At 72.6% G+C, this 22598-nt stretch carries 19 protein-coding genes; 8 read left to right on the forward strand and 11 right to left on the reverse strand.

What is annotated here, in order from left to right; genetic code table 11:
- Positions 1–12: 12 nt before the first annotated feature.
- Complete coding sequence (locus tag ABZ573_RS30705) at positions 13–789, reverse strand: DeoR/GlpR family DNA-binding transcription regulator (RefSeq protein ID WP_327030954.1); 777 nt, start codon at positions 787–789, stop codon at positions 13–15.
- 22 nt (positions 790–811) lie between these two features.
- Complete coding sequence (locus ABZ573_RS30710; protein WP_358122534.1) at positions 812–2833, reverse strand: beta-galactosidase; 2022 nt, start codon at positions 2831–2833, stop codon at positions 812–814.
- A gap of 271 nt (positions 2834–3104) precedes the next feature.
- Between ABZ573_RS30710 and ABZ573_RS30715 the strand changes: the two genes are divergently transcribed.
- Genes ABZ573_RS30715 through ABZ573_RS30730 form a run of 4 tightly spaced genes read left to right on the forward strand, consistent with a single transcriptional unit; the run spans position 3105 to position 8454 of the window.
- Positions 3105–4430, forward strand: a complete 1326-nt coding sequence (locus ABZ573_RS30715) for an ABC transporter substrate-binding protein (protein WP_151455869.1) — start codon at positions 3105–3107, stop codon at positions 4428–4430.
- Between the two features lie 21 nt (positions 4431–4451).
- The gene (locus ABZ573_RS30720; protein ID WP_358122536.1) at positions 4452–5408 is read left to right on the forward strand and encodes a sugar ABC transporter permease; all 957 of its coding nucleotides are present in this window, start codon (positions 4452–4454) and stop codon (positions 5406–5408) included.
- Complete coding sequence (locus tag ABZ573_RS30725) at positions 5405–6316, forward strand: carbohydrate ABC transporter permease (RefSeq protein ID WP_358122538.1); 912 nt, start codon at positions 5405–5407, stop codon at positions 6314–6316. The genes ABZ573_RS30720 and ABZ573_RS30725 overlap by 4 nt, the downstream gene beginning before the upstream one ends.
- Positions 6313–8454, forward strand: coding sequence for an alpha-galactosidase (locus ABZ573_RS30730; RefSeq protein ID WP_358122540.1), 2142 nt, complete (start codon positions 6313–6315; stop codon positions 8452–8454). Before ABZ573_RS30725 ends, ABZ573_RS30730 begins: the two co-directional genes overlap by 4 nt.
- A gap of 90 nt (positions 8455–8544) precedes the next feature.
- On the opposite strand, the gene ABZ573_RS30735 is transcribed toward ABZ573_RS30730, so the two are convergent.
- Positions 8545–10332, reverse strand: coding sequence for a trypsin-like serine protease (locus ABZ573_RS30735; protein WP_358122542.1), 1788 nt, complete (start codon positions 10330–10332; stop codon positions 8545–8547).
- A 493-nt stretch (positions 10333–10825) separates the two neighbouring features.
- Entirely contained in the window at positions 10826–12214 is a 1389-nt protein-coding gene (locus ABZ573_RS30740) for a cellulase family glycosylhydrolase (protein WP_327030948.1), read from the reverse strand.
- A 239-nt stretch (positions 12215–12453) separates the two neighbouring features.
- Here ABZ573_RS30740 and ABZ573_RS30745 point away from each other — a divergent pair, with 239 nt between their 5' ends.
- Positions 12454–13416, forward strand: coding sequence for a TIGR03557 family F420-dependent LLM class oxidoreductase (locus ABZ573_RS30745; protein WP_327030947.1), 963 nt, complete (start codon positions 12454–12456; stop codon positions 13414–13416).
- Positions 13417–13442: 26 nt separating this feature from the next.
- Positions 13443–14270, forward strand: coding sequence for an alpha/beta fold hydrolase (locus ABZ573_RS30750; protein ID WP_358122545.1), 828 nt, complete (start codon positions 13443–13445; stop codon positions 14268–14270).
- A 382-nt stretch (positions 14271–14652) separates the two neighbouring features.
- On the opposite strand, the gene ABZ573_RS30755 is transcribed toward ABZ573_RS30750, so the two are convergent.
- The 7 genes from ABZ573_RS30755 to ABZ573_RS30785 form a co-directional block, all read right to left on the reverse strand.
- Positions 14653–15426 (reverse strand): hypothetical protein, encoded by a 774-nt coding sequence (locus tag ABZ573_RS30755; RefSeq protein ID WP_358122547.1) that lies wholly within the window; start codon positions 15424–15426, stop codon positions 14653–14655.
- A 317-nt stretch (positions 15427–15743) separates the two neighbouring features.
- Positions 15744–16553 carry an endonuclease/exonuclease/phosphatase family protein gene (locus ABZ573_RS30760; RefSeq protein WP_358122550.1) on the reverse strand — a complete coding sequence of 270 codons (810 nt, stop codon included), beginning with the start codon at positions 16551–16553 and terminating at the stop codon, positions 15744–15746.
- An 8-nt stretch (positions 16554–16561) separates the two neighbouring features.
- Positions 16562–18052 carry a phosphatase PAP2 family protein gene (locus tag ABZ573_RS30765; RefSeq protein ID WP_151457565.1) on the reverse strand — a complete coding sequence of 497 codons (1491 nt, stop codon included), beginning with the start codon at positions 18050–18052 and terminating at the stop codon, positions 16562–16564.
- Positions 18053–18131: 79 nt separating this feature from the next.
- Positions 18132–19133, reverse strand: coding sequence for a YihY/virulence factor BrkB family protein (locus tag ABZ573_RS30770; RefSeq protein ID WP_151457564.1), 1002 nt, complete (start codon positions 19131–19133; stop codon positions 18132–18134).
- Complete coding sequence (locus tag ABZ573_RS30775) at positions 19126–20133, reverse strand: diacylglycerol kinase family protein (RefSeq protein WP_151457563.1); 1008 nt, start codon at positions 20131–20133, stop codon at positions 19126–19128. The genes ABZ573_RS30770 and ABZ573_RS30775 overlap by 8 nt, the downstream gene beginning before the upstream one ends.
- A gap of 360 nt (positions 20134–20493) precedes the next feature.
- Positions 20494–21072: a Clp protease N-terminal domain-containing protein gene (locus ABZ573_RS30780; protein WP_358122553.1), complete on the reverse strand. Its 579-nt coding sequence runs from the start codon at positions 21070–21072 to the stop codon at positions 20494–20496.
- Positions 21072–21308 carry an HTH domain-containing protein gene (locus ABZ573_RS30785; RefSeq protein ID WP_089001290.1) on the reverse strand — a complete coding sequence of 79 codons (237 nt, stop codon included), beginning with the start codon at positions 21306–21308 and terminating at the stop codon, positions 21072–21074. The genes ABZ573_RS30780 and ABZ573_RS30785 overlap by 1 nt, the downstream gene beginning before the upstream one ends.
- Before the next feature lie 131 nt (positions 21309–21439).
- Here ABZ573_RS30785 and ABZ573_RS30790 point away from each other — a divergent pair, with 131 nt between their 5' ends.
- Complete coding sequence (locus ABZ573_RS30790; protein WP_151457780.1) at positions 21440–21874, forward strand: VOC family protein; 435 nt, start codon at positions 21440–21442, stop codon at positions 21872–21874.
- 109 nt (positions 21875–21983) lie between these two features.
- A partial coding sequence (locus ABZ573_RS30795; RefSeq protein WP_358122555.1) for a protein phosphatase 2C domain-containing protein occupies positions 21984–22598 on the forward strand: 615 nt, incomplete at its 3' end.

Here is a 22598-nt window from a genome sequence, read left to right on the forward strand (position 1 = left end):
AGCTCGGGCCGGTCAGTCGATTCCGACGACGATCAGCTCGCCCACCTGGCCCGCTAGCTGGTCGCGCGCCTCCTCGGGCAGCCCGGCGTCGGTGACGAGCACGTCGGCCTCGGAGAGCGGGGCGATGGTGGCCATTCCGATCGTCTCCCACTTGGTGTGGTCGGCCAGCACCACCAGGCGCCGAGCCGCGCCGACCAGGCAGCGGTCGGTGCCCGCCTCCAGCAGGTTCGGCGTGGTGAATCCGGTGCGCGGGCTCATCCCGTGCACGCCGAGGAAGAGCACGTCGACGTTGAGGGCGCTGATCGCCGCCTCGGCCACCGGCCCGGTCAGGGCGTCCGACGGGGTACGGATCCCGCCGGTCAGCACGACCGTCTGGTCGGCACCCGGGTGCTGGTGCAGGGCCTCGGAGACGGGGATGGAGTTGGTCACCACGGTCAGGCCGCGTACGTCGGCCAGCAGGGTGGCCAGCGCGGCGGTCGTGGTGCCGGCGGAGAGCGCGACGGCCATGCCGGGCTCGACCAGGGCGGCGGCCCGTTCGGCGATGGCCCGCTTCTCGGCCCGCTGCCGCAGCGACTTCGCGGCGAAGCCGGGCTCGTCGCCGGGTCCGGGGCCGACCAGGGTCGCGCCGCCGTGGACCTTGTCGACCAGCCCCCGCTCGGCCAGCACCTCCAGGTCGCGCCGGATCGTCATGTCCGAGACGCCGAACCGGCTCACCAACTGGCTGACCCGCACGCCGCCGCGCTGCCGGATCATCTCGAGGATCACGGCCTGTCGCTGTCGGGCCAGCATCCGGAGGACCTCCTTCGCGCCGTCACGCCGCAGACGAGCGGGCCGCCGCGGCGGCGGTCGGCGCCTCGCGGATGACGGCCACCTCGCCGGCCGGCACGACCAGGTCACCGGCGCAGGTCGTGCCTGTCAGCAGTTCCACACCGGTGGCGTCGAGCCGGGCGCCGGCGTCGGTGTGGTTGATGACGAAGAGCCAGGTGCGGTCGCCGGCGCGCCGCCGGACCACCTCCACCTCGGCGGGCACCCGCGCCGCCGGGCGTACCCCCGACTCGGCCACCAGCCGGGCCACCAGCCGGTCCGTCGCCGCCGCGTCCAGCCGGGTGCCGACGTACCAGGCCGCGCCCGCGCCGACCGGGTGCCGGGTCAGCGCCGGCACGCCCGGCAGGGGCCCGTCGGCGTACGCGGCGAGCACCTGCGCGCCCTCGGGATGCAGCCACTCCGTCCACACGTCGGCGACCGAGCCGTCGTCGAGGGTGACCCGCTCCCCCGCCCGCAGCGGGAAGAACTCCTCGACGCGGACGCCCAGCAGTTCCCGGAACGCCCCCGGGTAGCCGCCGAGGCGGATGTGGTCGTGCTCGTCGACGATGCCGCTGAAGTACGTGACCAGGGCGGTCCCGCCGGCCTCGACGTACGCGCGCAGCGCCGCGGCGTGCGCGTCGCGCACCAGGTAGAGGGTGGGCGCCAGCACCAGCCGGTAGCGGGACAGGTCGGTGGCCGGGTGCACGACGTCGGCGGTGATCCCGGCCCGCCACAGCGCGTCGTGCAGCGCGCCGAGGCGGTCGGCGTACGTGACGTCGACGGTGGGGTGCGAGTCGAGCTCGGCACCCCACCACGCCTCGTAGTCGAACAGGATCGCCACCTCGGCGTCGACCCGGCTGCCGCGTACCTCGGCGAGGGCCCGCAGGTCCGCGCCGAGCCGGCACACCTCGCGGAACACCTTGGTCTCCGGGCCGGCGTGCGGCAGCAGCGCGGAGTGGAACTTCTCCGCCCCGGCACGGGAGGCCCGCCACTGGAAGAAGAGCACCCCGTCCGCGCCGCGCGCCACGTGCGCCAGGCTGTTGCGGCGCAACTGGCCGGGGGCCTTGGCGACGTTGCGCGGCTGCCAGTTGACGGCGCTGGTGGAGTGCTCCATGAGCAGCCACGGGTCGCCGCCGGCGACGCCCCGGGTGTGGTCGGCCGCGAGGGCGAGCCCGACGTGGGCGCGCGGGTCGGCGGCGGTGAGGTAGTGGTCGTTGGCGACGACGTCCACGTCGGACGCCCAGGAGTGGTAGTCGAGGTACTTGATGCCGGTGCCGATCATGAAGTTCGTGGTGACCGGCTGGCGGACCAGGCGCGTGAGCACCTCGCGCTCGGCGCGCAGTTGGGCGCGCTGCTCGTCTGAGGAGAAGCGCAGGAAGTCGAGTTGCTGGGTGGGATTGGCGAAGGTCGGCGCCGTGCGCGGCGGGTTGATCTCGGCCCAGTCGCCGTAGCGCTGGCTCCAGAAGGCGGTGCCCCAGGCGTGGTTGAGCCCGTCCAGGTCGCCGTAGCGCTCGCGCAGCCAGCGGCGGAACGCCTCGGCGCTGACGTCGCAGTAGCAGTGCACGTTGTGGCAGCCCAGCTCGTTGGAGACGTGCCACATGACCACGGCGGGGTGGTCGGCGTACCGGGTGGCGAGGGCCTCCACCAGAGCCAGCGACCGCTCGCGGAACACGGGCGAGCTGGGGCAGTACGCCTGCCGGCCGCCCGGCCAGAGGATCGCGCCGTCGGCGCGCCGGGGCAGCGTCTCCGGGTGCCGGTGGGCCAGCCACGGGGGCGGGCTGGCGGTGGCGGTGGCCAGGTCGACCGAGATCCCGCCGCCGTGCAGCACGTCGATCGCCCGGTCCAGCCAGCCGAACTCGTACGCGCCGGGGGCGGGCTCCAGCAGCGCCCAGGAGAAGATCCCCACCGACACCAGGTTGACCCCGGCCCGGCGCATCAGCGCGACGTCCTCGGCCCAGGTGGACTCGGGCCACTGCTCGGGGTTGTAGTCGGCACCGAACCAGATGTCGTCACCCTGCCATCGCCGCATGAATGCAGAGCGTGCCCGGCCGAGGCGGCCAAGTCAACACGTTCCAACATCGATCATCTTTACAACGTTTACCTCTCAACGGCCTTGTCGTGACGGGGTTGTCGGGAGATTGCCGCCCCCTTGACACCGCCCGGAGGACGAGTAGCTTGAGGCGCCACTGGCAATTCGTGTTCGCCAATGTGGATTCGCGATGGATCCGGGTGTGTGTTCACGATTGCCGGGACACCGCCACCGACGGCCCTCGGGCACCTCTTCATCCGCAGGAGGCACCATGTCCCGTCCCCGCACCCGAGCCGAGTACCTCGCCCGGCTCGTACCCCCCTCAGTGGCCGGCCTCAACCGTCGTTCGCTGCTGGCCGGCGCGGCCGGCACCACCGCGCTGCTCGGCACGGGCCTGCTCGCCGGCTGCGGTTCCGACTCCGGCGGCTCCGACGCCAAGACGGTGTCGCTGGGTTCCAACCAGTCCGACCCGAAGCCCAAGGAGGTGATCGCGAAGGTCATGGACGGCTTCCGGACCTCGTCCGGCCTCGAGGTCGCCGTCAACACCGTCGACCACAACACGTTCCAGGAGAACATCAACAACTATCTCCAGGGCAAGCCGGACGACGTGTTCATGTGGTTCGCCGGCTACCGGATGCGCTTCTTCGCCGCCCGGGGCCTCGCCGGTGACCTCAGCGACGTCTGGGGCAAGCTCTCCGGGATGTCCGACGCGTTCCGCAAGGCGTCGACCGGCGACGACGGCAAGCAGTACTTCGTGCCGTCGTCGTACTACCCGTGGGCCGTCTTCTACCGCAAGTCGGTCTGGCAGCAGAACGGCTACCAGGTGCCGAAGACCCTCGACGACCTGACCGCGCTCGCCGGGGAGATGAAGAAGGACGGGCTCACCCCGATCGCCTTCGCCGACAAGGACGGCTGGCCGGCGATGGGCACCTTCGACATCCTCAACCTGCGGATCAACGGCTACCAGTTCCACATCGACCTGATGGCCGGCAAGGAGTCCTGGACCTCCGACAAGGTGAAGAAGGTCTTCGACACCTGGCGCGGCCTGCTGCCCCTGCACCAGCCCGACAGCCTCGGCCGGACCTGGCAGGAGGCCGCCCAGTCGTTGCAGCAGAAGAAGAGCGGCATGTACCTGCTCGGCCTCTTCGTCGGCCAGCAGTTCGACGGCGCCGACCTGGCCGACCTCGACTTCTTCACCTTCCCCGAGATCGACCCGGCGATCGGCGCCAAGGCCCTGGACGCGCCCATCGACGGCTACATGATGGCCCGCAAGCCGAAGCAGGAAGCCAACGCCAGGAAGCTGCTGGAGTACGTCGGCTCGAAGGCGGCCGCGGACATCACCGTCAAGAGCGACCCGAGCACGCTGGTCGCCAACAGCGAGGCCGACACCAGCGGCTACAGCGCCCTGCAGAAGAAGGCCGCCGAGCTGGTCGGCTCGGCCACCGAGATCGCCCAGTTCCTGGACCGCGACACCCGCCCGGACTTCGCCTCCACGGTGATCATCCCGGCGCTCCAGCAGTTCATCAAGGACCCGAAGGACATCGACGGGCTGACGTCGAGCATCGAGAACCAGAAGAAGTCGATCTTCACCGACTGACGGCGAGAGGGTGAGGGCACCGTGTCCGACCTGCCCCTGATCCAAGCGGATCGCGCCGCGCCGCCGCCGGCCGCGGCCACCTCCACGGGTGGTCGCCGCCGGCGCGTACGGCTGCTGTCCCGCACCGACCGCGTGGTCGTCGCGCTCATGGTGGCCGTACCGCTGCTGCTCGTCGTCGGCCTGGTCTGGCTGCCGGCGGGCGCCACCGTGCTGCTCTCCGGCACCGACTGGGACGGCATCGGCCCGGTCTCCGAGATCGAGTGGGTCGGCGGCCGCAACTACGCCGACGTGGTCCAGAACTACCCGCCGTTCGTGCCGGCCGTGCAGAACAACCTGCTCTGGCTGGCGGCGCTGTTCGTGGTGGCCACCCCGTTCGGCATGTTCCTGGCCGTCCTGCTCGACAAGGAGCTGCGCGGCACCCGCTTCTACCAGACCGCGCTCTACCTGCCGGTGGTGCTCTCCCTGGCGCTGATCGGCTTCGTCTGGCAGCTGCTCTACTCCCGCGACCAGGGCCTGGTCAACGCCGTCCTCGGCACCGACGTCGACTGGTACGGCGACCCGGACGTCAACATCTGGGCCGTGCTGGTGGCGGCCGGCTGGCGGCACGTCGGCTACATCATGCTGCTCTACCTGGCCGGGCTGAAGGGCGTCGACCCGTCGCTGCGGGAGGCCGCCGCCGTGGACGGCGCGTCGGAGGGCCGGACGTTCTTCAAGGTGATCTTCCCGGTCCTGCGGCCCATCAACATCATCGTGCTGGTGGTGACGGTGATCGAGTCGCTGCGCGCGTTCGACCTGGTCTGGGTCATCAACAAGGGCCGCAACGGCCTGGAACTGATCTCGGCGCTGGTCACCCAGAACGTGGTGGGCGAGGCGAGCCGGATCGGCTTCGGCTCGGCGCTGGCCACCATCATGCTGGTCGTCTCGCTGGTCTTCATCACCGTCTACCTGGCGACCGTGCTGCGGGAGGGACGCCGATGAGCACCGCGACCGTGCCCCGGGAGGGCCGGACCGCCCCCGCGACCGAACGCCGCCCGCCGCCGCGCCCGGCCCGGGTGGTGCTGCACGTGTTCCTCGCGGCGGTGGCGATCGGTTGGCTCTTCCCGATCCTCTGGGCCGTGCTGACCTCGCTGCGCTCCTACGAGTACACGGCCACCAACGGCTACGTCTCGCTCGGCGGGTGGACCCTCGACAACTACGTCACCGCCTGGCGGACCGCCGAGTTCGGCAAGCACTTCCTCAACTCCGTCTACATCACCGTGCCGGCGGTGCTGCTGACCCTCTTCCTCGCCTCGTGCGTGGCGTTCGTCATCGCCCGGTTCAGCTGGAAGACCAACATCGTCCTGCTCGGCCTGTTCACCGCGGCGAACCTGCTGCCCCAGCAGGCCCTGCTCATCCCGCTGTTCCGGCTCTTCACGCAGGTGCCGCTGCCGGCGTTCATGAGCGACTCGGAGCTGCTCTACGACAGCTACTGGGGGCTGATCCTGGTCAACGTCGCCTTCCAGTGCGGCTTCTGCGTCTTCGTGCTCAGCAACTACATGAAGGCGCTGCCGCGCGACCTCTACGAGGCGGCGATGGTCGACGGGGCGAGCGTCTGGCGGCAGTACTGGCAGGTCACCCTGCCGCTGTGCCGGCCGGCTTTGGCCGCGCTGGCCACCCTGGAGGTGACCTGGATCTACAACGAGTTCTTCTGGGCTACCGTGCTGATGCGCACGGGCGACAAGTTCCCGGTGACGAGTTCGCTCAACAACCTGCGCGGTGAGTTCTTCACCGACAACAACCTGGTCTCGGCCGGCTCGGTGCTGGTCGCGATCCCGACCCTGGTGATCTTCTTCCTCCTGCAGAGGCAGTTCGTCCGGGGCCTGACCCTGGGGGCTTCAAAGGGATGACCATCGTCCACCTACGCCGTGCCCGGACCAGCCTGGTGCTCGACGCGCGCGACCCGGGGCTGCCCCGGGTCGCGCACTGGGGGGCCGACCTCGGCCCCGTCCCCGACGGCGACCTGCCCGCCCTGGTCGACGCCACCGTCGCGCCGGTCGTACGCAGCAGCTTCGACGCGCCGACGGTGCTGTCCCTGCTGCCCGGGGCGTCCGCCGGCTGGGGCGGCCGGCCGGCGCTCGCCGGGCACCGCGAGCGCCGGGACTGGTCCACCGCCTTCCGGCTGACCGGTCTCGACGTCGCCGACGACGGCACCGGCTCCGCCCGGGTCACCGTCCGGGCGTCCGACGGCGGGGCCGGGCTGTCGCTGACCGTCGAGATCGCGCTCGACCCGACCGGCCTGGTGCTGCTGCGGCACCGGCTGCGCAACGACGGCGACACGGCGTACGAGCTGCGGGAGCTGACGCCGGTGCTGCCGGTGCCGGCGGTCGCCACCGAACTGCTCGACCTGACCGGCCGGTGGTGCCGGGAGCGGTCCCCGCAGCGGCACCCGTGGCCGATGGGCGCCTGGGTGCGCGAGGGCCGGCACGGCCGTACCGGGCACGACGCCACCCTGCTGCTGGTCGCCGGCACGGCCGGTTTCGGCTTCGGCCACGGCGAGGTGTGGGCGGTGCACACCGCGTGGAGCGGTGACCACGTGACCGTCGCCGAGCGGCGGCCGACGGGCGAGTCCACCCTCGGCGGCGGCGAGCTGCTCACCCCCGGCGAGGTGCTGCTCGACCCCGGCGGGGAGTACGCCACCCCGCTGCTGTACGCGGTCTTCTCCGCCGACGGGCTGGACGGGCTCAGCGACGTCCTGCACACCCACCTGCGCGCCCGCCCGCAGCACCCGGCCACGCCCCGCCCGGTCACCCTCAACGTCTGGGAGGCCGTCTACTTCGACCACGACCTGGACCGGCTCCGCACGCTGGCCGACCAGGCGGCCGAGGTCGGGGTGGAACGCTTCGTGCTCGACGACGGCTGGTTCCGGGGCCGCCGCCACGACCGCGCCGGCCTCGGCGACTGGTACGTCGACGACACCGTCTGGCCGGACGGCCTGCACCCGCTCATCGACCACGTACGCGGGCACGGGATGCAGTTCGGGCTCTGGGTGGAACCGGAGATGGTCAACCCCGACTCCGAGGTGTTCCGGGCCCACCCGGAGTGGGTGCTGTCGGCACCGGGCCGGCTGCCGCCCGCCTGGCGCCACCAGCAGGTGCTCGACCTGGCCCAGCCGCCGGCGTACACCTACCTGCTGGAGCGGCTGGACGCGCTGCTCACCGCGTACCCCGGCATCGACTACCTCAAGTGGGACCACAACCGGGACCTGACCGAGGCGGGGCACCAGGGCCGCCCCGGGGTGCGCGAGCAGACCCTCGCGGTCTACCGCCTCCTCGACGAGCTGCGCCGCCGCCACCCGGGGGTGGAGATCGAGAGCTGCGCGTCCGGCGGCGCCCGGGTGGACCTGGAGATCCTGCGACGGACCGACCGGGTGTGGGCCAGCGACTGCAACGACGCCCTGGAGCGGCTGGCCATCCAGCGCTGGACGGGGCTGCTGCTCCCGCCCGAGCTGGTCGGCAGCCACATCGGGCCGGAGCGCTCGCACACCACCCAGCGCGTGCACGACCTGGGTTTCCGGGCGGCGACGGCGCTCTTCGGCCACCACGGCATCGAGTGGGACATCGGCGCGATCGACGCGGCACAGCGCGGCGAACTGGCCGCCTGGGTCGCGCTGCACAAGCGGCTCCGCCCGCTGCTGCACGCCGGCCGGGTGGTCCGGGTCGACCACCCGGACCCGGCCGTCTGGGCGCACGGCGTCATCGCCCACGACGGTTCCCACGCGGTGTACGCCGTGGCGCAGCTGGCCACCTCGGTGACCCAGGCGCCCGGGCCGGTCCGACTCCCCGGTCTCGACCCCCGCCGGCGGTACGCGGTGCGGCCCGCCGCCGGAGTGCCGGAGCCCGCGACGCTCCAGCGGGCCGCCCCGGGTTGGCTGGCGAGTGGCCGTGGGGTGACGCTCGGCGGCGCGGTGCTGGCGACCGTCGGGCTCCAACTGCCGGCCCTGCATCCCGAGCAGACCCTGCTGCTGGAGGTCACCGCCGCCGACTGAGCCGGTTCGCGGGCAGCGGTTGTCGTGCACGCCAACGGACGGTGTCCCCCTGCGCAGTGAGGCGCAGGGGGACACCTCAGGCAGAGAGGGTCACTGGCCGTGCAACCTCATGCTCGGCCACCAGCCGTACTCTGCGGGTCCCACGGTCCACGACTGCACCGGCGGGTTGAAGCCGCCGTCGGTCTTCGCGGTGAACGTGTGCAACCCGATGCCGTCGCTGGGGTACTGGTAGAGGACGGCGAGGTCGTCGCGTTTGTCGCCGTTGTAGTCGCCGGAGACAATCTTGATCCTGGCGAACTGGCCGAAGATGGTCGACGTCCAGGAGGCCAGCGGCGCCTCGAAGTTGCCGTCCGCCTTGGCGATCCAGGTGAACAGGCGCAGGCCGTTGTCGTTGAGCAGGACGGCAACGTCGTCGCGGCCGTCCCCGTTGAAGTCGCCGTCCACGACCTTCATCGAGGTGAGCGACGTGAACGGTGCGCTGTTCGGGGTCGACCAGGAGGTGTAACCGGTGCCGAACGTGCCGTCAGCCTTGCCCGGCCAGGTGATCAGCGCCATGGCCGTGCTGTTGTTGTACCGGTAGAAGAGGCTCGCGTCGTCCCGGCCGTCGCCGTTGACGTCACCGGCGAAGACCGAGGTGGTCGTCCAGCTACCGAAGTTGGACGCCTTCCACACCTCGACCGGTTCTTCGAAGCCCCCGTCCGGTCGGGCGATCCAGTTGAACCATCCCTCGTCGCCGTTGGCGTATCCGTAGAAGGCGGTCAGGTCGGTCCGGCCGTCGCCGTTGAAGTCACCGGAGGCCATCTTCATGTTTTCCATGTGGCCGAAGTTGTCGTCCGTCCAGGACCTGATCGGCGCGCTGTACTTGCCGTCCGGTCGGGTGATGAACGTATCCAGGTAGAAGTTGCCCCCGGCGCGCTTCGACATGACGGCGACGTCCCTGACGCCGTCGCCGTCGAAGTCGTCGTTGAAGACCTTGACCTGTTCCTTGTAGGCCCCGTTGCCGCCCGACCACTCGCCGAGCGGCGCGGTGAACGCGCCGGTGGAGGTCGCGGGGAACGTCTGCGGCGCGCCGTCGCCGGTGGCGTACACGTAGAGGAAGTTGATGTCCTCGTACTGGTCGAGCGCCGGGCCCTGCGGGATGTTCGCGGTCAGCCAGGAACCGAGATCGTCGACGCGGGTCTCCACCGCCTCGCGGCGCGTCTCGGTCTCGGCCAGGCACCCGCCCTGCCAGGACGTGTGGTGCAGGGCCACGAGCTGCGGCTGGCCGTTGACCATGCGGACGGTCGGCCCGCCGAGGTCACCGCGGCAGATGGCGGCCTGCCCGCTGCCCAGGATCGCCAGCGTGCCGGCGTTCACGCCCTGCACGGAGAAGGTGCCGGTGTGCAGCTGGTCCGGCACCCAGGTGGTGGCGGTGCGACCGAAGCCGGCCACGGTGAGCTGCTCGCCCACGGTGGGGGCGGCGCCCAGCGGCACCGGAGCCGCGTCGACCCGCGCGGCGAGCCGGACGAGCACCACGTCACGGTTGGGGTGCGGCACGATCCGGAAGACCGGAACGACCGCGCCGCTCGACGCGGTGAGGTCGGAGCGGCCCACGGTCACGGTGGCCGGCTTCGCGGGCGTGCCGGCGACGACCGGCTGGCCGTCGACGCTGAAGCAGCTCTTGGCGGTCAGCACCCACCACGGGTCGACCAGCGCGCCGCTACAGGCCTTGAGGCCTGGCCCCACCTCGATCTTCGCGGCGAACGCGAAGGAGCCGTCGCTGACGGCGGCACCTCCGGTGACCGCCTGGGCCGGCGAGACGCCGAGCAACCCGGCCAGCAGGGCGGTGGCGAGCAGGCCGGCAATCCGGGCTGTCCGCCGACGGTACGACGATGGCACAGACGATCCCTTCCGGATCAACTGGCGGGGGCGATGTACGACAGCGACGACGACAGGCGTCGAAGCGCGACTATGGTGTGCCGGACGACGCTCTCATGGGCGGCCGGCGCGTACAGCCAGGCGTGGCACCATGCAGACTCGTGCCCAACCGTGTGGCTGGGCACGATCGCGAACGATCATGCACGACAAGGACCCCCGTGTCCCTTGCGGACTCGCGACCACCAGAAGGCGATTGCAGGGTCACCGTAGGCATTCCCGCCTTCGGCTGCTGCCCACTCAACGGTGCGGTATCCCACATCGTCGATGTCTTGCGTCGTCTCCGATCCGCCCCTATGGTCAGCGGCCTCCCGGGGGCGGCGCATCGGGCCGGCCAGCCCCGACCCGTCCGGCGCCCTGCGACCGCCCGTGCGGCACCCCGGCTCTTCGCCGATGTCACGAGGAAGAAAGGTGGCCGGGCCCGCGCGGGGCCCGGCCACCGGTGGTACGGGGAATCTCAGCTCGCGGTGCAGGTCACCGCAGGCGTGGCGTTGGTGCCGTTCCAGCTGGCGATGAAGCCGAAGCTGGTACTGGCGCCGGCGCCCAGCCGGCCGTTGTAGTCGGCGTTGCGGGCCGTGACGGTCGACCCGCTGCTGCTCAGGACTGTGCTCCAGGACTGGCTGACGGTCTGGCCGTTGGCGAACGTCCACTTCGTCGTCCAGCCGGTGATCGCCGCCGAGCCGGCGGTCACCTTCACCTCACCCTGGAAGCCACCCTGCCACTGGTTGCTCACCGTGTACGTCGCCGTGCAGCCGCCCGGCGGCGGGGTGCTCGGCGGCGGGGTCGTGGGCGGGGGCGTGGTGGGCGGCGGGGTCGTGGGCGGAGGCGTCGTCGGCGGCGGAGTGGTCGGCGGCGGGGTGCTGCCGAAGACCGTCGCCTCCTTCGCGGTGGCCTTGATCCCGTTCGCCCCGTTGAAGATGCGCTGGCCCCAGGTGCTCAGTGCGGCGGGGTTGAAGTTGGTGACCATGTCGAGGTACTCGACGCCACCGCCGTTGCCGCTCCACGACCAGCCCAGGTAACCGATCCCGTTGGCCTGGCTGTAGGAGAGGATGGTGTCCTCGTCGGGGTTGCCGTCGGAGTGGTCGAAGCCGAACTCGCCGACCACGATCGGCAGCTTGGCGGCGCGGAACCGGCCCAGGTAGTCGCTGATCTCGGCGGCGGTGTCGAAGACGCCGTACATATGGATGGAGAAGACCGTGTTCTTCTGCGGGTCGGCCGCGAACACCGACGCGGCGTTGTCGCGCATGGTGAACGACCAGTCCTGACCCCAGTTCGGGGCGTCGACCATGATGGTGTGCGTCAGGCCGCCCGTACGCAGGCGCTTGATGGCGTTGGCGGTGTCGGTGGCCCAGGTGCCGTAGCCCTGGTTGCCGTACGGCTCGTTGCCGATGTTGACGATGACGTACTTCTCCTGGCCGGCGAGGGCGCTGGAGACGCTGAGCCAGTAGTCGACCGCCTGAGCGAGGGTGGCCGCCCCGCTCTGCTCGCCGTAGCCGGTGGTGTCGTGCACCTCCAGTACGCAGATCAGCCGGTTGGCCTTGCACAGCGAGATGACGTTGGCGACGTCGGCGGTGTCGTTCTTCGCCCACCGCTGGCCGCTGGCCAGCACCACCCGCACCGTGTTCGCCCCGAGCGCCTTGATGTTGGCGAAGGAGCTGGTCTGCTGCTGGTACCAGGTGTGCGCGTGGTTCACGCCACGCATGACGAACTCGCTGCCGTTGGCGTCGTAGAGCTTGCCGTCGGCGACGGAGAAGCCGGTCGCGGCCCGCGCGGGCTGACCGAACGCCAACACGGCGACCAGCAACGCGAGCAGGGCCGCACCGGCGGCGGAGAGTCTCTTCTTCATGGCCTTCCTCAAAGGGAGGACCCCCGCTGCCCAGGTGGGGGTGGGACGTCACAGGGGATGGCGGCTGCAGCCCGACAGCCGCCGCCCGGCTCCCGGCGGCGCAGGGATCAGCGTAGGCCGGTCGGGCCGGTCACGCAATGAACCGGTTAAGCAGCGGACCGCCGACACCGGACGCGAGGGTTGACCCGACCTGGCAGGGGTATCCGGGGATGATCCGCCCGGGTCGGAAGGAGACACCCATGGTCAAGGTCGGCTACACCCTGATGTGCGAGCAGGCCGGTCCGAAGCAACTGGTCGACTACGCGGTGCGGGCGGAGGCGGCCGGCTTCGACCAGCTCGTCATCTCCGACCACTACTACCCCTGGCTGGACTCCCAGGGCCACTCCCCGTACGCCTGGTCCGTGCTCGGCGCGGTCGCGCACGCCACCAGCCGGGCGGAGCTGATGTCCTTCGTCACCTGCCCGATCCGCCGCTACCACCCGGCGGTCGTGGCGCAGAAGGCCAGCACGATCGGGGTCCTCTCGGACGGCCGGTTCACCCTCGGCCTCGGTGCGGGCGAGAACCTCAACGAGCACGTGGTCGGCGGCTGGCCGCACGTGCAGCAGCGGCACGAGATGTTCGAGGAGGCCCTCCAGATCATCCGGCCCCTGCTCAACGGGGAGACGCTGACCTTCTCAGGCAACCACTACGACGTGCCCGACGCCTACGTGTGGGACCGGCCGGCCCGCCCGGTGCCGATGGCCGTCGCCGCCTCCGGCCGCCAGTCGGTCACCCTCGCCGCCGAGTACGGCAACGGCCTCGTCGCGACCGAACCGGACCCGCACATCATCGAGATGTACGACGAGGCCGGCGGCGCCGGGCAGCCCCGCTACGGCCAGGTGGCCATCTGCTACGGCCCGGACGAGGCGGAGTGCCGCAAGATCGTGCACGACCAGTTCCGCTGGTTCGGGATGGGCTGGAAGGTCAACGCCGACCTGCCCGGGCCGGAGTCGTTCGCCGCCGCCACCCAGTTCGTCCGCGAGGAGGACGTGGCCGAGGGGATCTCCTGCGGGCCCGACGTGGACCGGCACGTCGAGGCGTTCCGCAAGTTCGTCGACGCCGGCTTCACCCACGTGGCGATCGTGCAGGTGGGCGGCGAGACGCAGCCGATGTTCCTGGACTGGGCGCAGGAGCAGCTCCTGCCGAGGCTGCGCGAGCTGTGAGGGCGGCACCGGTCCGGCGTCCCCGGGTGACCCCGCCGGGCCGCTTCGGTCCGGCGGAGCTGCGCCTCGCGCTGGCCGCCCCGAAGCCGGCCGCCGGGCTGACCAGCGAGTGGCGGCTGGTCGACGGGATCCGTACGCACACCCGCCGCGCCGGCGACCCCGGCACCGCCGCCACGCCGATCGTGCTGGTGCACGGGCTGGCGGTGTCCCACCGCTACCTGACCCCGCTCGCCCTCGCGCTGGCCGACACCCACCCGGTGTACGCGCCCGACCTGCCCGGCTTCGGGCTGACCGAGCGCCCCGGCCGCGCGTACGACGTGCCCCGGCACGCCGCGCACCTGGCCGCCTGGCTGGCCGCGTACCGGATGCCGCCCGTCTGCCTGCTCGGGCACTCGTTCGGCGCGGAGGTCGTCGCGGCGCTCGCCGCCCGGCACCCCGACGCGGTCGCGGCGGTGGTGCTCGCCGGCCCGACCAGCGACCCGGCCGCCCGGTCCCGGCGGGGACAGTTCGGGCGCTGGCTGGTCGACACCCTGCGGGAGGCGCCGTTGCAGGCGCCGATCCTGCTCCGGGACGTCCTCGACGCCCGCCCCTGGCGGGTCCACGCGACGCTGTCGCACTCGGTGCGCAACGGCATCGAGGCGGACCTGGTCCGCATCGCCGCGCCCACCCTGGTCGTGGCCGGCTCCCGGGACCCGGTCGTGCCGCCGTCCTGGCGCGCGCAGGTGGGCCGGCTGGTGCCGCACGCCCGTACGGTCACCGTGCCGGGCGCCGCGCACAACGTCGTGACCACCGCCCCGGCGCAGGTCGCCGACGCGGTCCGCGCCCTGCTGTCCCCCACACTCACGAACAGGTGACGAGATGCGTATCGGCAACACGGAGATCCGTCCGGCCGGCGGCGGCCTGGGCTGCCTGCTGATGATCCTCTTCTCGATCGTCGCCTCGGTCGTCCTGACCGTGGTGCTCAACCTGCTCCTGTAACCCTGCCCGGGGCTCGCGCTCGGGCTCGGACTCGCGCTCGGGCTCGGACTCGGGCTCCGGCTCGGGCTCGGACTCCCGCTCCGGCTCCCGCTCCCGCTCCCGCTCCGGCTCCGGCTCCGGCTCCGGCTCCGGCTCCGGCTCCGAGATCTTGGTATGGGAGTGCCCCTGGAGGGGCCGTTTCTTGCCAAGATCTCGCTCGGGCACCGCTCGTCGGGCAGCGCTCATCGGGTACCCCGCCGTCGTCACGGCGTCGGCGGGTCAGCCGCGCAGGCCGAGGGCGGTCAGCGCCTCACGGGTCGCCTGGCGAACCGGGTCCACGACGGCGCGGCGCACCCAGCGGACGGCCGGCGACACGGTCGCCCGCCACGCGGCGGCCACTGCCCGACCCACCGGGCGGACGGCGTGCCGCCACAGCCAGCGCGCCCCGAGCACGAAGGGCCGCAGCGTGAGCGCGTAGCACCACCAGAGCAGCCGGCCGGCGGCCCACCACGCCCAGCCGAGCGCGCCGAGCAGCACCCGCCCCACCGCCGCCAGCCACCGCCCGACCGCCGCGAGCCCCGCCACCAGCAGGCGTCCGAGCGGCGCGAGGAGCCGGGCCAGCCAGCGCAGCGGAACCCAGATCAGGTGGTACGCCAGCCAGGCCAGCGGTATCCACACCACCGTCCGGGCCAGCCAGGCCAGCCCCCGTGCGAGCCACACCAACGGCACCCAGACCAGCGTGCGCAGCAGCCAGGCCAGGCCAAGGCCGAGCCACCGCAGCAGCCAGGCCACGCCGCCGCCGAGCCAGCTCAGCGGCACCCACACCAGGATCCGCAGCAGCCAGCCCAGCGGGCGCAGCAGCCAGCGGTCCAGGAACCGACCGAGCGGCGCGAGCAGCCAGCGGTGCAGCCACCGGCCGACGGCGGCGACCACCTCCCAGGCCAGCCGGACGGGCACCACCACGACCAGCGCGATTCCCCGAACGACGGCGACCAGCAACGGGGTGGGTGGGGACCCGGCGTTCCCCGGGTCCGCGCTCGGCGAGTCGATCACCGGCTCACGGTAGTCAGCACCGACAACGCGCCGCCCTCCCGGCCCTCGGGGGCGGACCGGGGTCGCCCTGCCAGGCCGGGCGGGGCATGCGGTCAGGCCGGGCGGGGCGGGCGGCCAGGCCGGGCGGGGCGGGCGGCCAGGCCGGGCGGGGCGGGCGGCCAGGCCGGGCGGGGCGGGCGGCCAGGCCGGGCGGGGCGGGCGATCAGGCCGGGCGGGGCGGACGGTGAGCGCGGGCGGTCAGGCGCGGGCAGAGCGGTCAGGCCGGGCGGGCACGCGAGGGCAGAGGGTCAGGCCGGGCGTAGGCAGGGGCAGGGCGGTCAGGCGGGGTCGAGGTCCAGGTCCAGGTCCGCCACCACCGGATAGTGGTCGGAGGCGTACTCGGTCTCGCCGCCCCGCGGCACCCGGCAGTCGCGCACCCGGCCGGCGAGCGCCGCTGTGCCGAGCAGGTAGTCCAGCCGCATCCCGGAGAACTCCGCCCCGCCGCCGTGCCGGGTGGGCGCGGTCAGCCCGCCGCCGGGCGCCCTCGCCGTCGCGTACAGATCGACCAGGCCGGCGGCGAGCAGCCGGGCCACCGCGCGGGTCTCCACCGTCCGCCCGTCCCGGCGCAGGTGACGGCGGCGGTACGCGGCCGGGAGCCGGGCGATGCGGTCGGTGTGGTCGGCGACCGGGTCGAGGGTGTTGAGGTCACCGGCCAGCAGCGCCAGCTCCCCCGGCGCGCGGCGCAGCGCGGCGGCGGCCCAGCCCGCCTCGATGCGCCGCCGCAGCCCCGAGTACGGGTCGAGGTGGACGCTCAGCACCGTCAGCGGGCCGGCGGTGGTCGCCACGGTGACCCGCTGCGCGGCATGGTGGAACGGCCGGCGTACCCGGGTCGCGGTGAGGGCGCGCAGCGGCGGGCGCAGCAGCACCGCCACCGGCTGGCCGAAGCAGGAACGGGCCAGGTGGGGACGCATCCCCACCCGGCCCGCGAAGTCGGCGAGCACGTCGCCGGAGTCGAAGTGCCGCAGTTCCTGCAACGCCAGCACGTCCGGCCGCTGGTCGGCGACGACCCGGACCAGCAGGTCCCGACGGTCGGCGCCGCCGGAGTCCCGTCCGCCGGTCCGGATGTTCCAGGTCATCGCCCGCAGCATCGGCGGCGTCAGTCCGCCCGACCGGCCTTGGCCAGCTCGTCGTCGAGGGTGTGCACGTCCTCGGACTCGATGCTCGGCCGGTTGCCCTCGTGGACGTCCTCGTTGGGGCGGAGCACCCAGTAGAGCAGCCCGATCCAGAGGGTGGTGAGGATGATCGCGCCCATGAAGTCGGTGGGGTGGTGCATCCCCCGGTACATCCGGCTGATCGCCACCCCGGTCGGCATCACGACCGCCAGCGCCACGAAGAGCCACCGCCACCACCGGTCGGTACGCGGAAAGACGATCACCGCGATCGCCACCCAGACGCAGAGCGTGGCGGCGATGTGGCCGGACGGGAAGGAGGAGGTCGGCATCGGCCCGTCGAGGTTGCCGACGGGCGGTCGCGGCCGGTCGACCGCGGCGGCGGAGGCGAGGAAGAGGCTCAGCTCGCCGAACATGGTCAGTGCCACGAAGAGCACCGGCCGCCAACGCCGCCACACGGCCAGCACGATCGGGCAGAAGACCAGCGAGATGAGCAGGATGGCGTGGGTGTCGCCGACCTTGCTCCACCAGTAGCTGAAGTCGTCCCGGCCGGGGGTGCGGTGCTCGGCGAACCACCTCGGCACGTCCGTGTCCAGGGTGGCGAAGAAGGTACCGCCGGCGTGGTAGCTGACGAACATGCCGAAGCCGTAGAGCGCGCCGAGGATCAGCACCCAGCCGACGATCAGCTCGAACACGGCGGCCCGGGGGTGCGGCAGCAGGTGCGCCTCGTCGGGGGCGGGCGCCACGTCGTGCGCGGCCTCCGGCTCCAGCCCCTCGGTCAACGCCGGGACCGGCCGGCCGCGCTCCAACCGCCAGAGCCGGAAGGCGTACGCGGTGACGCCGAGCCAGGCGGCGCCGAGCAGCCAGGCCCCCAGCACGTCCGAGACGAAGTGCACGCCCAGCGCGATCCGGGTCAGTCCGATGAGGAAGACGACGAGGGCGACCAGGGCGATCGCGGGCTTGCGCCAGCGGCGCGACATGGCCGGCAGGAAGACCAGCAGCAGCGCCCCGTACGCGACCATCGAGCCGAGCGCGTGGCCGCTGGGGAAGCTGTCCCCGGCGTACGTGCCGATGGGCACGTCCACCTCGGGGCGCAGCCGGTCGACAAGCGTCTTGAGCGCCGGGTCGAGGACGAGGGCGCCGACGCCGGTGACGATCAGGAACACCGCCAGCCGGCCCTGCTTGCGGATCAGCAGGCCGACCACGGCGACCGACACCAGCCAGATGATGACCGCCCGCCCGCCGAGGTCGGTGAGCGCGTTGAGCACGGTCACCAGCGGCCCGTGCGGGGCGACCAGGTCGTTGAGCCACTGGGCCACGCCGTGGTCGACGTCGTGGAGCGGGGACCACCGGGTCCGGACGAGGACGAGGAGAATCCCGAACCCGACCCCGGCACCGAGCACGATCGCCAGTCCGGCGAGCGTACGTTCGGTGAAGTGACCCAAGGGTCGTCGTAACGCCTCTTTGACCGCGCCCACGGCAGCCTCCCTCTCGCTTCTGGCGTGCCGCATTACCCGATCGGCGCTCCGCGTACACCGAGGGATGTCCGATGCGGAGCTAGAGGGAGCTCATCTCGCCCGTGTCGTGGATCTCCTGGCGCTCGGCCTCGGGCTCCCAGAGGTCGGGCTGGGCGGGCTCGCGCGCCCCGATGCGCAGCGCCTCCAGCTGGGCGGCGAAGGAGAGTCCACCGAAGAGCGCCATGCCGGTCAGGTTGGCCCAGAGCAGCAACGCCATCATCCCGGTCAACGCCCCGTACGTCTGGCCGAACCCGCCGCTGAACCGCACGTACGCGGCGAGCAGCAGGCTGGCCAGCCACCACAGCGCGGTGGCGATGCCGGCGCCGAAGAAGAGCCAGGACAGGCCGGGCTGCTTGCGGCGGGGGGCGTGCCGGAAGATCACCGCGACGGCGAGGACGGTCAGGCCCAGGCTGAGCGGCCAGCGCACCACGTTCCAGAGGCCGTTGGCGAACTCGCCCCAGGCGTAGTGTCGCTGCACCGAGTCGCCCATCGGGCCGCCGCCGACGAGGATCAGGAAGCCGGTGAGCGCCGGTACGCCGGCGGTGAGGGCGAGGACGCTGGCGCGGACGTACTTCCACAGCGCGGGCCGGTCCCGCTCCACGCCGTAGATCCGGTTGGCGCCGCGCTCGATCTGGGCCATGGTGGTGGTCAGCGCGACCAGGCCGGTGAGCATGCCGAGGCCGAGCGCCAGCTCCCCGGCGCGTTCGGTGCGGTCTCCCTCGCCGAGCAGCTCGGCCACCATCGGTTCGCTCGCCCCGGGGGTGAGGGCCAGGACCGTGTCGGCGACCACCCGGCCGCCCTCCTCCACGCCGAGTTCGCTGATCAGGCCGGTCAGCGCGATCAGGAACGGCACCACGGCGAGGCAGAGTTGCAGCGCGAAGGCGCGCGAGTGGCTGAACCCGTCGCCGTAGCGGAACCGGATGAACGCGTCGCGCAGCAGGTGCCAGCCGCCCTGCCGGCGCAGTGTGTGCCAGGCGTCGTCGGCGTTGAGTTCCTCGTCGGACATCAGCCGGGTCTCCGGCACGATCCGGGTGCTACTCACGGCGGGCTTCCTCGATCAACTGCTCACCACGCTCGGCGGCCGCCTGCGCGTCCTCGGCCAGGTCGGGATCCTGCGCCGGCTGCGGCACGCAGAGCCACAGCGCCCGCCGCCGGATCTCGGCCTTCAGGGTGCGACCCGGCTCGATGAGATCGCCGTCGAGCTCCCGGGGCTGGGCCCGGTTGCTGGTGATCTCCACCCGCCTGGCCTTGAAGACCTCCATGCGGGGGACGCGGTCCTGCCGGCGTACGACCGCCCAGCCGAGCGCCAGCCATTGCCGCAGCGTGCGCGGGGTGAGCACCGCGACGTCGAGGTAGCCGTCGTCCGGTTCGGCGTCGGTGAGCAGCCGCACCCCGCCCTGGAGGCGGCCGACGTTGGCGACGAGGACGGAGCGGGCCCGGCGGCGGATCGGCTGCTGGTCATCGATGCGGATCGAGACCCGCATCGGTCGGTCGCGCAGGTGCCGGGCGGCCCCCACGACGTACGCCGGCCAGCCGATCCGCTTCTTGGTGGTCTCCGAGGTGTCGGCGAGCATCTGGGCGTCGAAGCCCATGCCGGCCATCACCGTGAAGTAGTGGTCCTCGACCGCGCCGACGTCGAGCAGCCGGCGGCCACGCTCGACGGCGACCTCCAGCCCGGCGGCCAGGTCACCCGAGAGGCCCAGGTTGGCCGCGAGGAGGTTGCCGGTGCCCTGGGGCAGCACGGCGAGCGCCACCTCGGTGCCGACCAGGCCGCTGACGCAGGCCATCACGGTGCCGTCGCCGCCGCAGGCGAAGACGACGTCCACGCCGGCCTCCACCGCCTCCTGCGTCTGGCCGCGGCCCGGGTCCTCGACCGTGGTCTCGAACCACAGCGGCTCGGGCCAGCCGGCCGCCGCGAGGGCGTCGTGGACCGTCTGACGCAGTTCGTCGAGGTCGGCCACCTTCACCGGGTTGACCACCACGGCGGAGCGCAGGCCACCGCCGTCGGGTGCCGCGCGTCGCTTGTCCTGTCGAGGGTCCACGGCGCCAGTGTGCAGCAGATCCGGCACGGCAGCGACCCGGCGGCGCGGTGATGTTACGCGCAGCGCAAACGCGTTTGCCCCCGCCCCGACCGTCCCCCACCTCCCACCCCACCCGCACCCCCTCTCCACCCCGCCGTCGGCCCGCCGATCATGAGGTCGACCGCGGCGCTTGAGATCGACATCCCCGCCAACCTCATGATCACCGGGCCGGGCCGAAGGTGCGCCGGAGTGGGCCGGGCCGTGGGTGGGGGTGGGGGTGGGCCGGAGGTGAGGTGGGCCGAGGGTGCGCCGGCCGGAGTGGGCCGGGCCCAGCCGCGGGTGGGGTGGGCAGGACGTGGGGTGGGTGAGGTGAGGGTTTGGTCAGGCGGGGGTGCGGAGGGCGGTCTCGACGCGGCGGCGCAGGTCGTCGAGGTCGGCGCCGGCCTCGGTGAGCACCCGTGCGCCCAGCCCATGACCCTCGCGGAGCACGCCGAGCAGGATGTGCTCCGTGCCGATGTGGCGGTGGTGCAGTCGCAGCGCCTCACGCAACGCCAGCTCCAGCACCTTCTTGGCGCGCGGGGAGAAGGGGCCGCCCGCGTACCGCCGGCGACCCCAGCGGCGGCGCGGCGCCGGCGCGGCCTCGCGCAGCGCGTCCGGGCCGAAGGACTCCTCGATCCGGGCCACGATGGCGGCCAGGTCGATGCCGATCTCGTGCAGGGCCGCGGCGTCGGCGTCGGCGAGGCCGGTGGCTCCCCGCACGGTGTGCCGGCGGACGCGGGCCCGCAGGTCGTCGGCGCGGAGGCCGGCCTCGGCGAGCACCCGGGCGGCGAGGTTGTCGCCGTCCGAGAGCAGGGCGAGCAGCAGGTGCTCGGTCCCGACGGGCCGGTCGCCCTCGGTCCGGGCCTCGTCCCGGGCGTACCGCACGACCGTGCGGGCCCGGTCGGTGAACCGTTCGAACATCACGCCTCCCAGGAAGATCCGACCGCCGGACGACCGGCGTGCTTCTTGTGGACCGCCTGCCGGCTGACCTCGAGCTCGTCGGCGATCTCCTGCCAGGACCAGCCCTGTCGACGGGCGTTGTCCACCTGGACCACCTCGAGCCGTTCGAGCAACCGGCGCAGCGCGCGGACGGCGCGCAGCCCGACCCGGGGGTCGGTGCTGCCGGCTGCCGCCGCGAGTTCCGTTGCCTGACTCATGTCGTCAACTTACGTTGACATCGCCGCACTGTCAACCCATGTTGACAACTTCGTCCGGGCACCGGGTGCCAGGCGTGGGTGCGCAGCGAAACCGGGGAGACGACGGAGGATCCCGCCTCTATGGTGGTCCGATGGCGTCGGTCAAGCAGGTCCAGGTCACCTTCGACTGCGCAGAACCTGAGCGCGTCGCTCGTTTCTGGTGCGAGGCGTTGGGATACGTCGTACCGCCTCCACCTGAGGGGTTTGCCACCTGGGACGACTTCGATCGCGCGCTGCCGCCTGAGCGGCAGGGCTCCGCGTTCGCATGCGGCGATCCCACAGGCGTGGGCCCGCGACTGTTCTTCCAGCGCGTTCCCGAAGGCAAGGTCGTCAAGAACCGGCTGCACCTCGACGTGCGGGTCGGCACCGGGCTCGTGGGTGAGGAGCGCGTGGCCGCGCTTGAGGCCGAATGCGCACGACTGGTCGCGCTCGGCGCGGTGCGCGTGCGACTACTGACTGCCGACGGCTACGACGAGTCGTGCCTCGTGATGCAGGACGTCGAGGGCAACGAGTTCTGTCTCGACTGAGTGGCCGCGAACGTGGCAACCCGGACCACCTGCGCCGGCAACCCACAGTACGATCCGCCGGTGCCCCTCCTCCGCCGGCCGCCGCGCCGAGGTCACCGTGCCCGGTGACGTGCACCGTCTCCCGCTCGGCGAGGTCACGCTGGAGTTCGCCGGCGGCAGTGTGGTCGGCAACCGCTACCCGGCCAACTTCGACGTGCTGCACGTCGACCCCGCCCTGCCCTTCGCCGCGGTGGTCGACGGCATGGGCGCCGGCGAGGGCAGCCGCCGGGCCGGCACGACGGCCATGAGCACTTTCGTCGCGCAGGTCCGGGCCGCCTGGCCCGCGGTCGACGCGCGCCAGTTACGCGCCGCCGTGGGCCACGTCCAGTCAGCCGTACGCGCCGCCGGCGCACAGTTGGCGGAGCTGACCGGCTGCACCCTGACCGCCCTGCTCGTGGAGCCCGACGGCGGGCAGGGCTGGCTCGTCCAGCTCGGCGACTCCCGTGCCTACCGCCTGCGCGACGGCCTGCTGGAACTCCTCACCGTCGACCACACGGCGGCCTGGCTGGGCGTACTGCACGGCTGGTACCCGGTCGGCTCCCCCGCCGCCGATCGCGCCCGCTACCAGCTCACCCGCTACGCCGGCCATCCGGACGAGCCGGAGGCGGACCTGCTCGCGGTGTCGCTGCGCCCCGGCGACGTCTGGCTGCTCTGCACCGACGGCGTCAGCGACCAGGTCGACTAT

The sequence above is a fragment of the Micromonospora sp. NPDC007220 genome (assembly GCF_040634035.1).
In the GTDB taxonomy this organism is placed as follows: domain Bacteria; phylum Actinomycetota; class Actinomycetes; order Mycobacteriales; family Micromonosporaceae; genus Micromonospora; species Micromonospora reichwaldensis.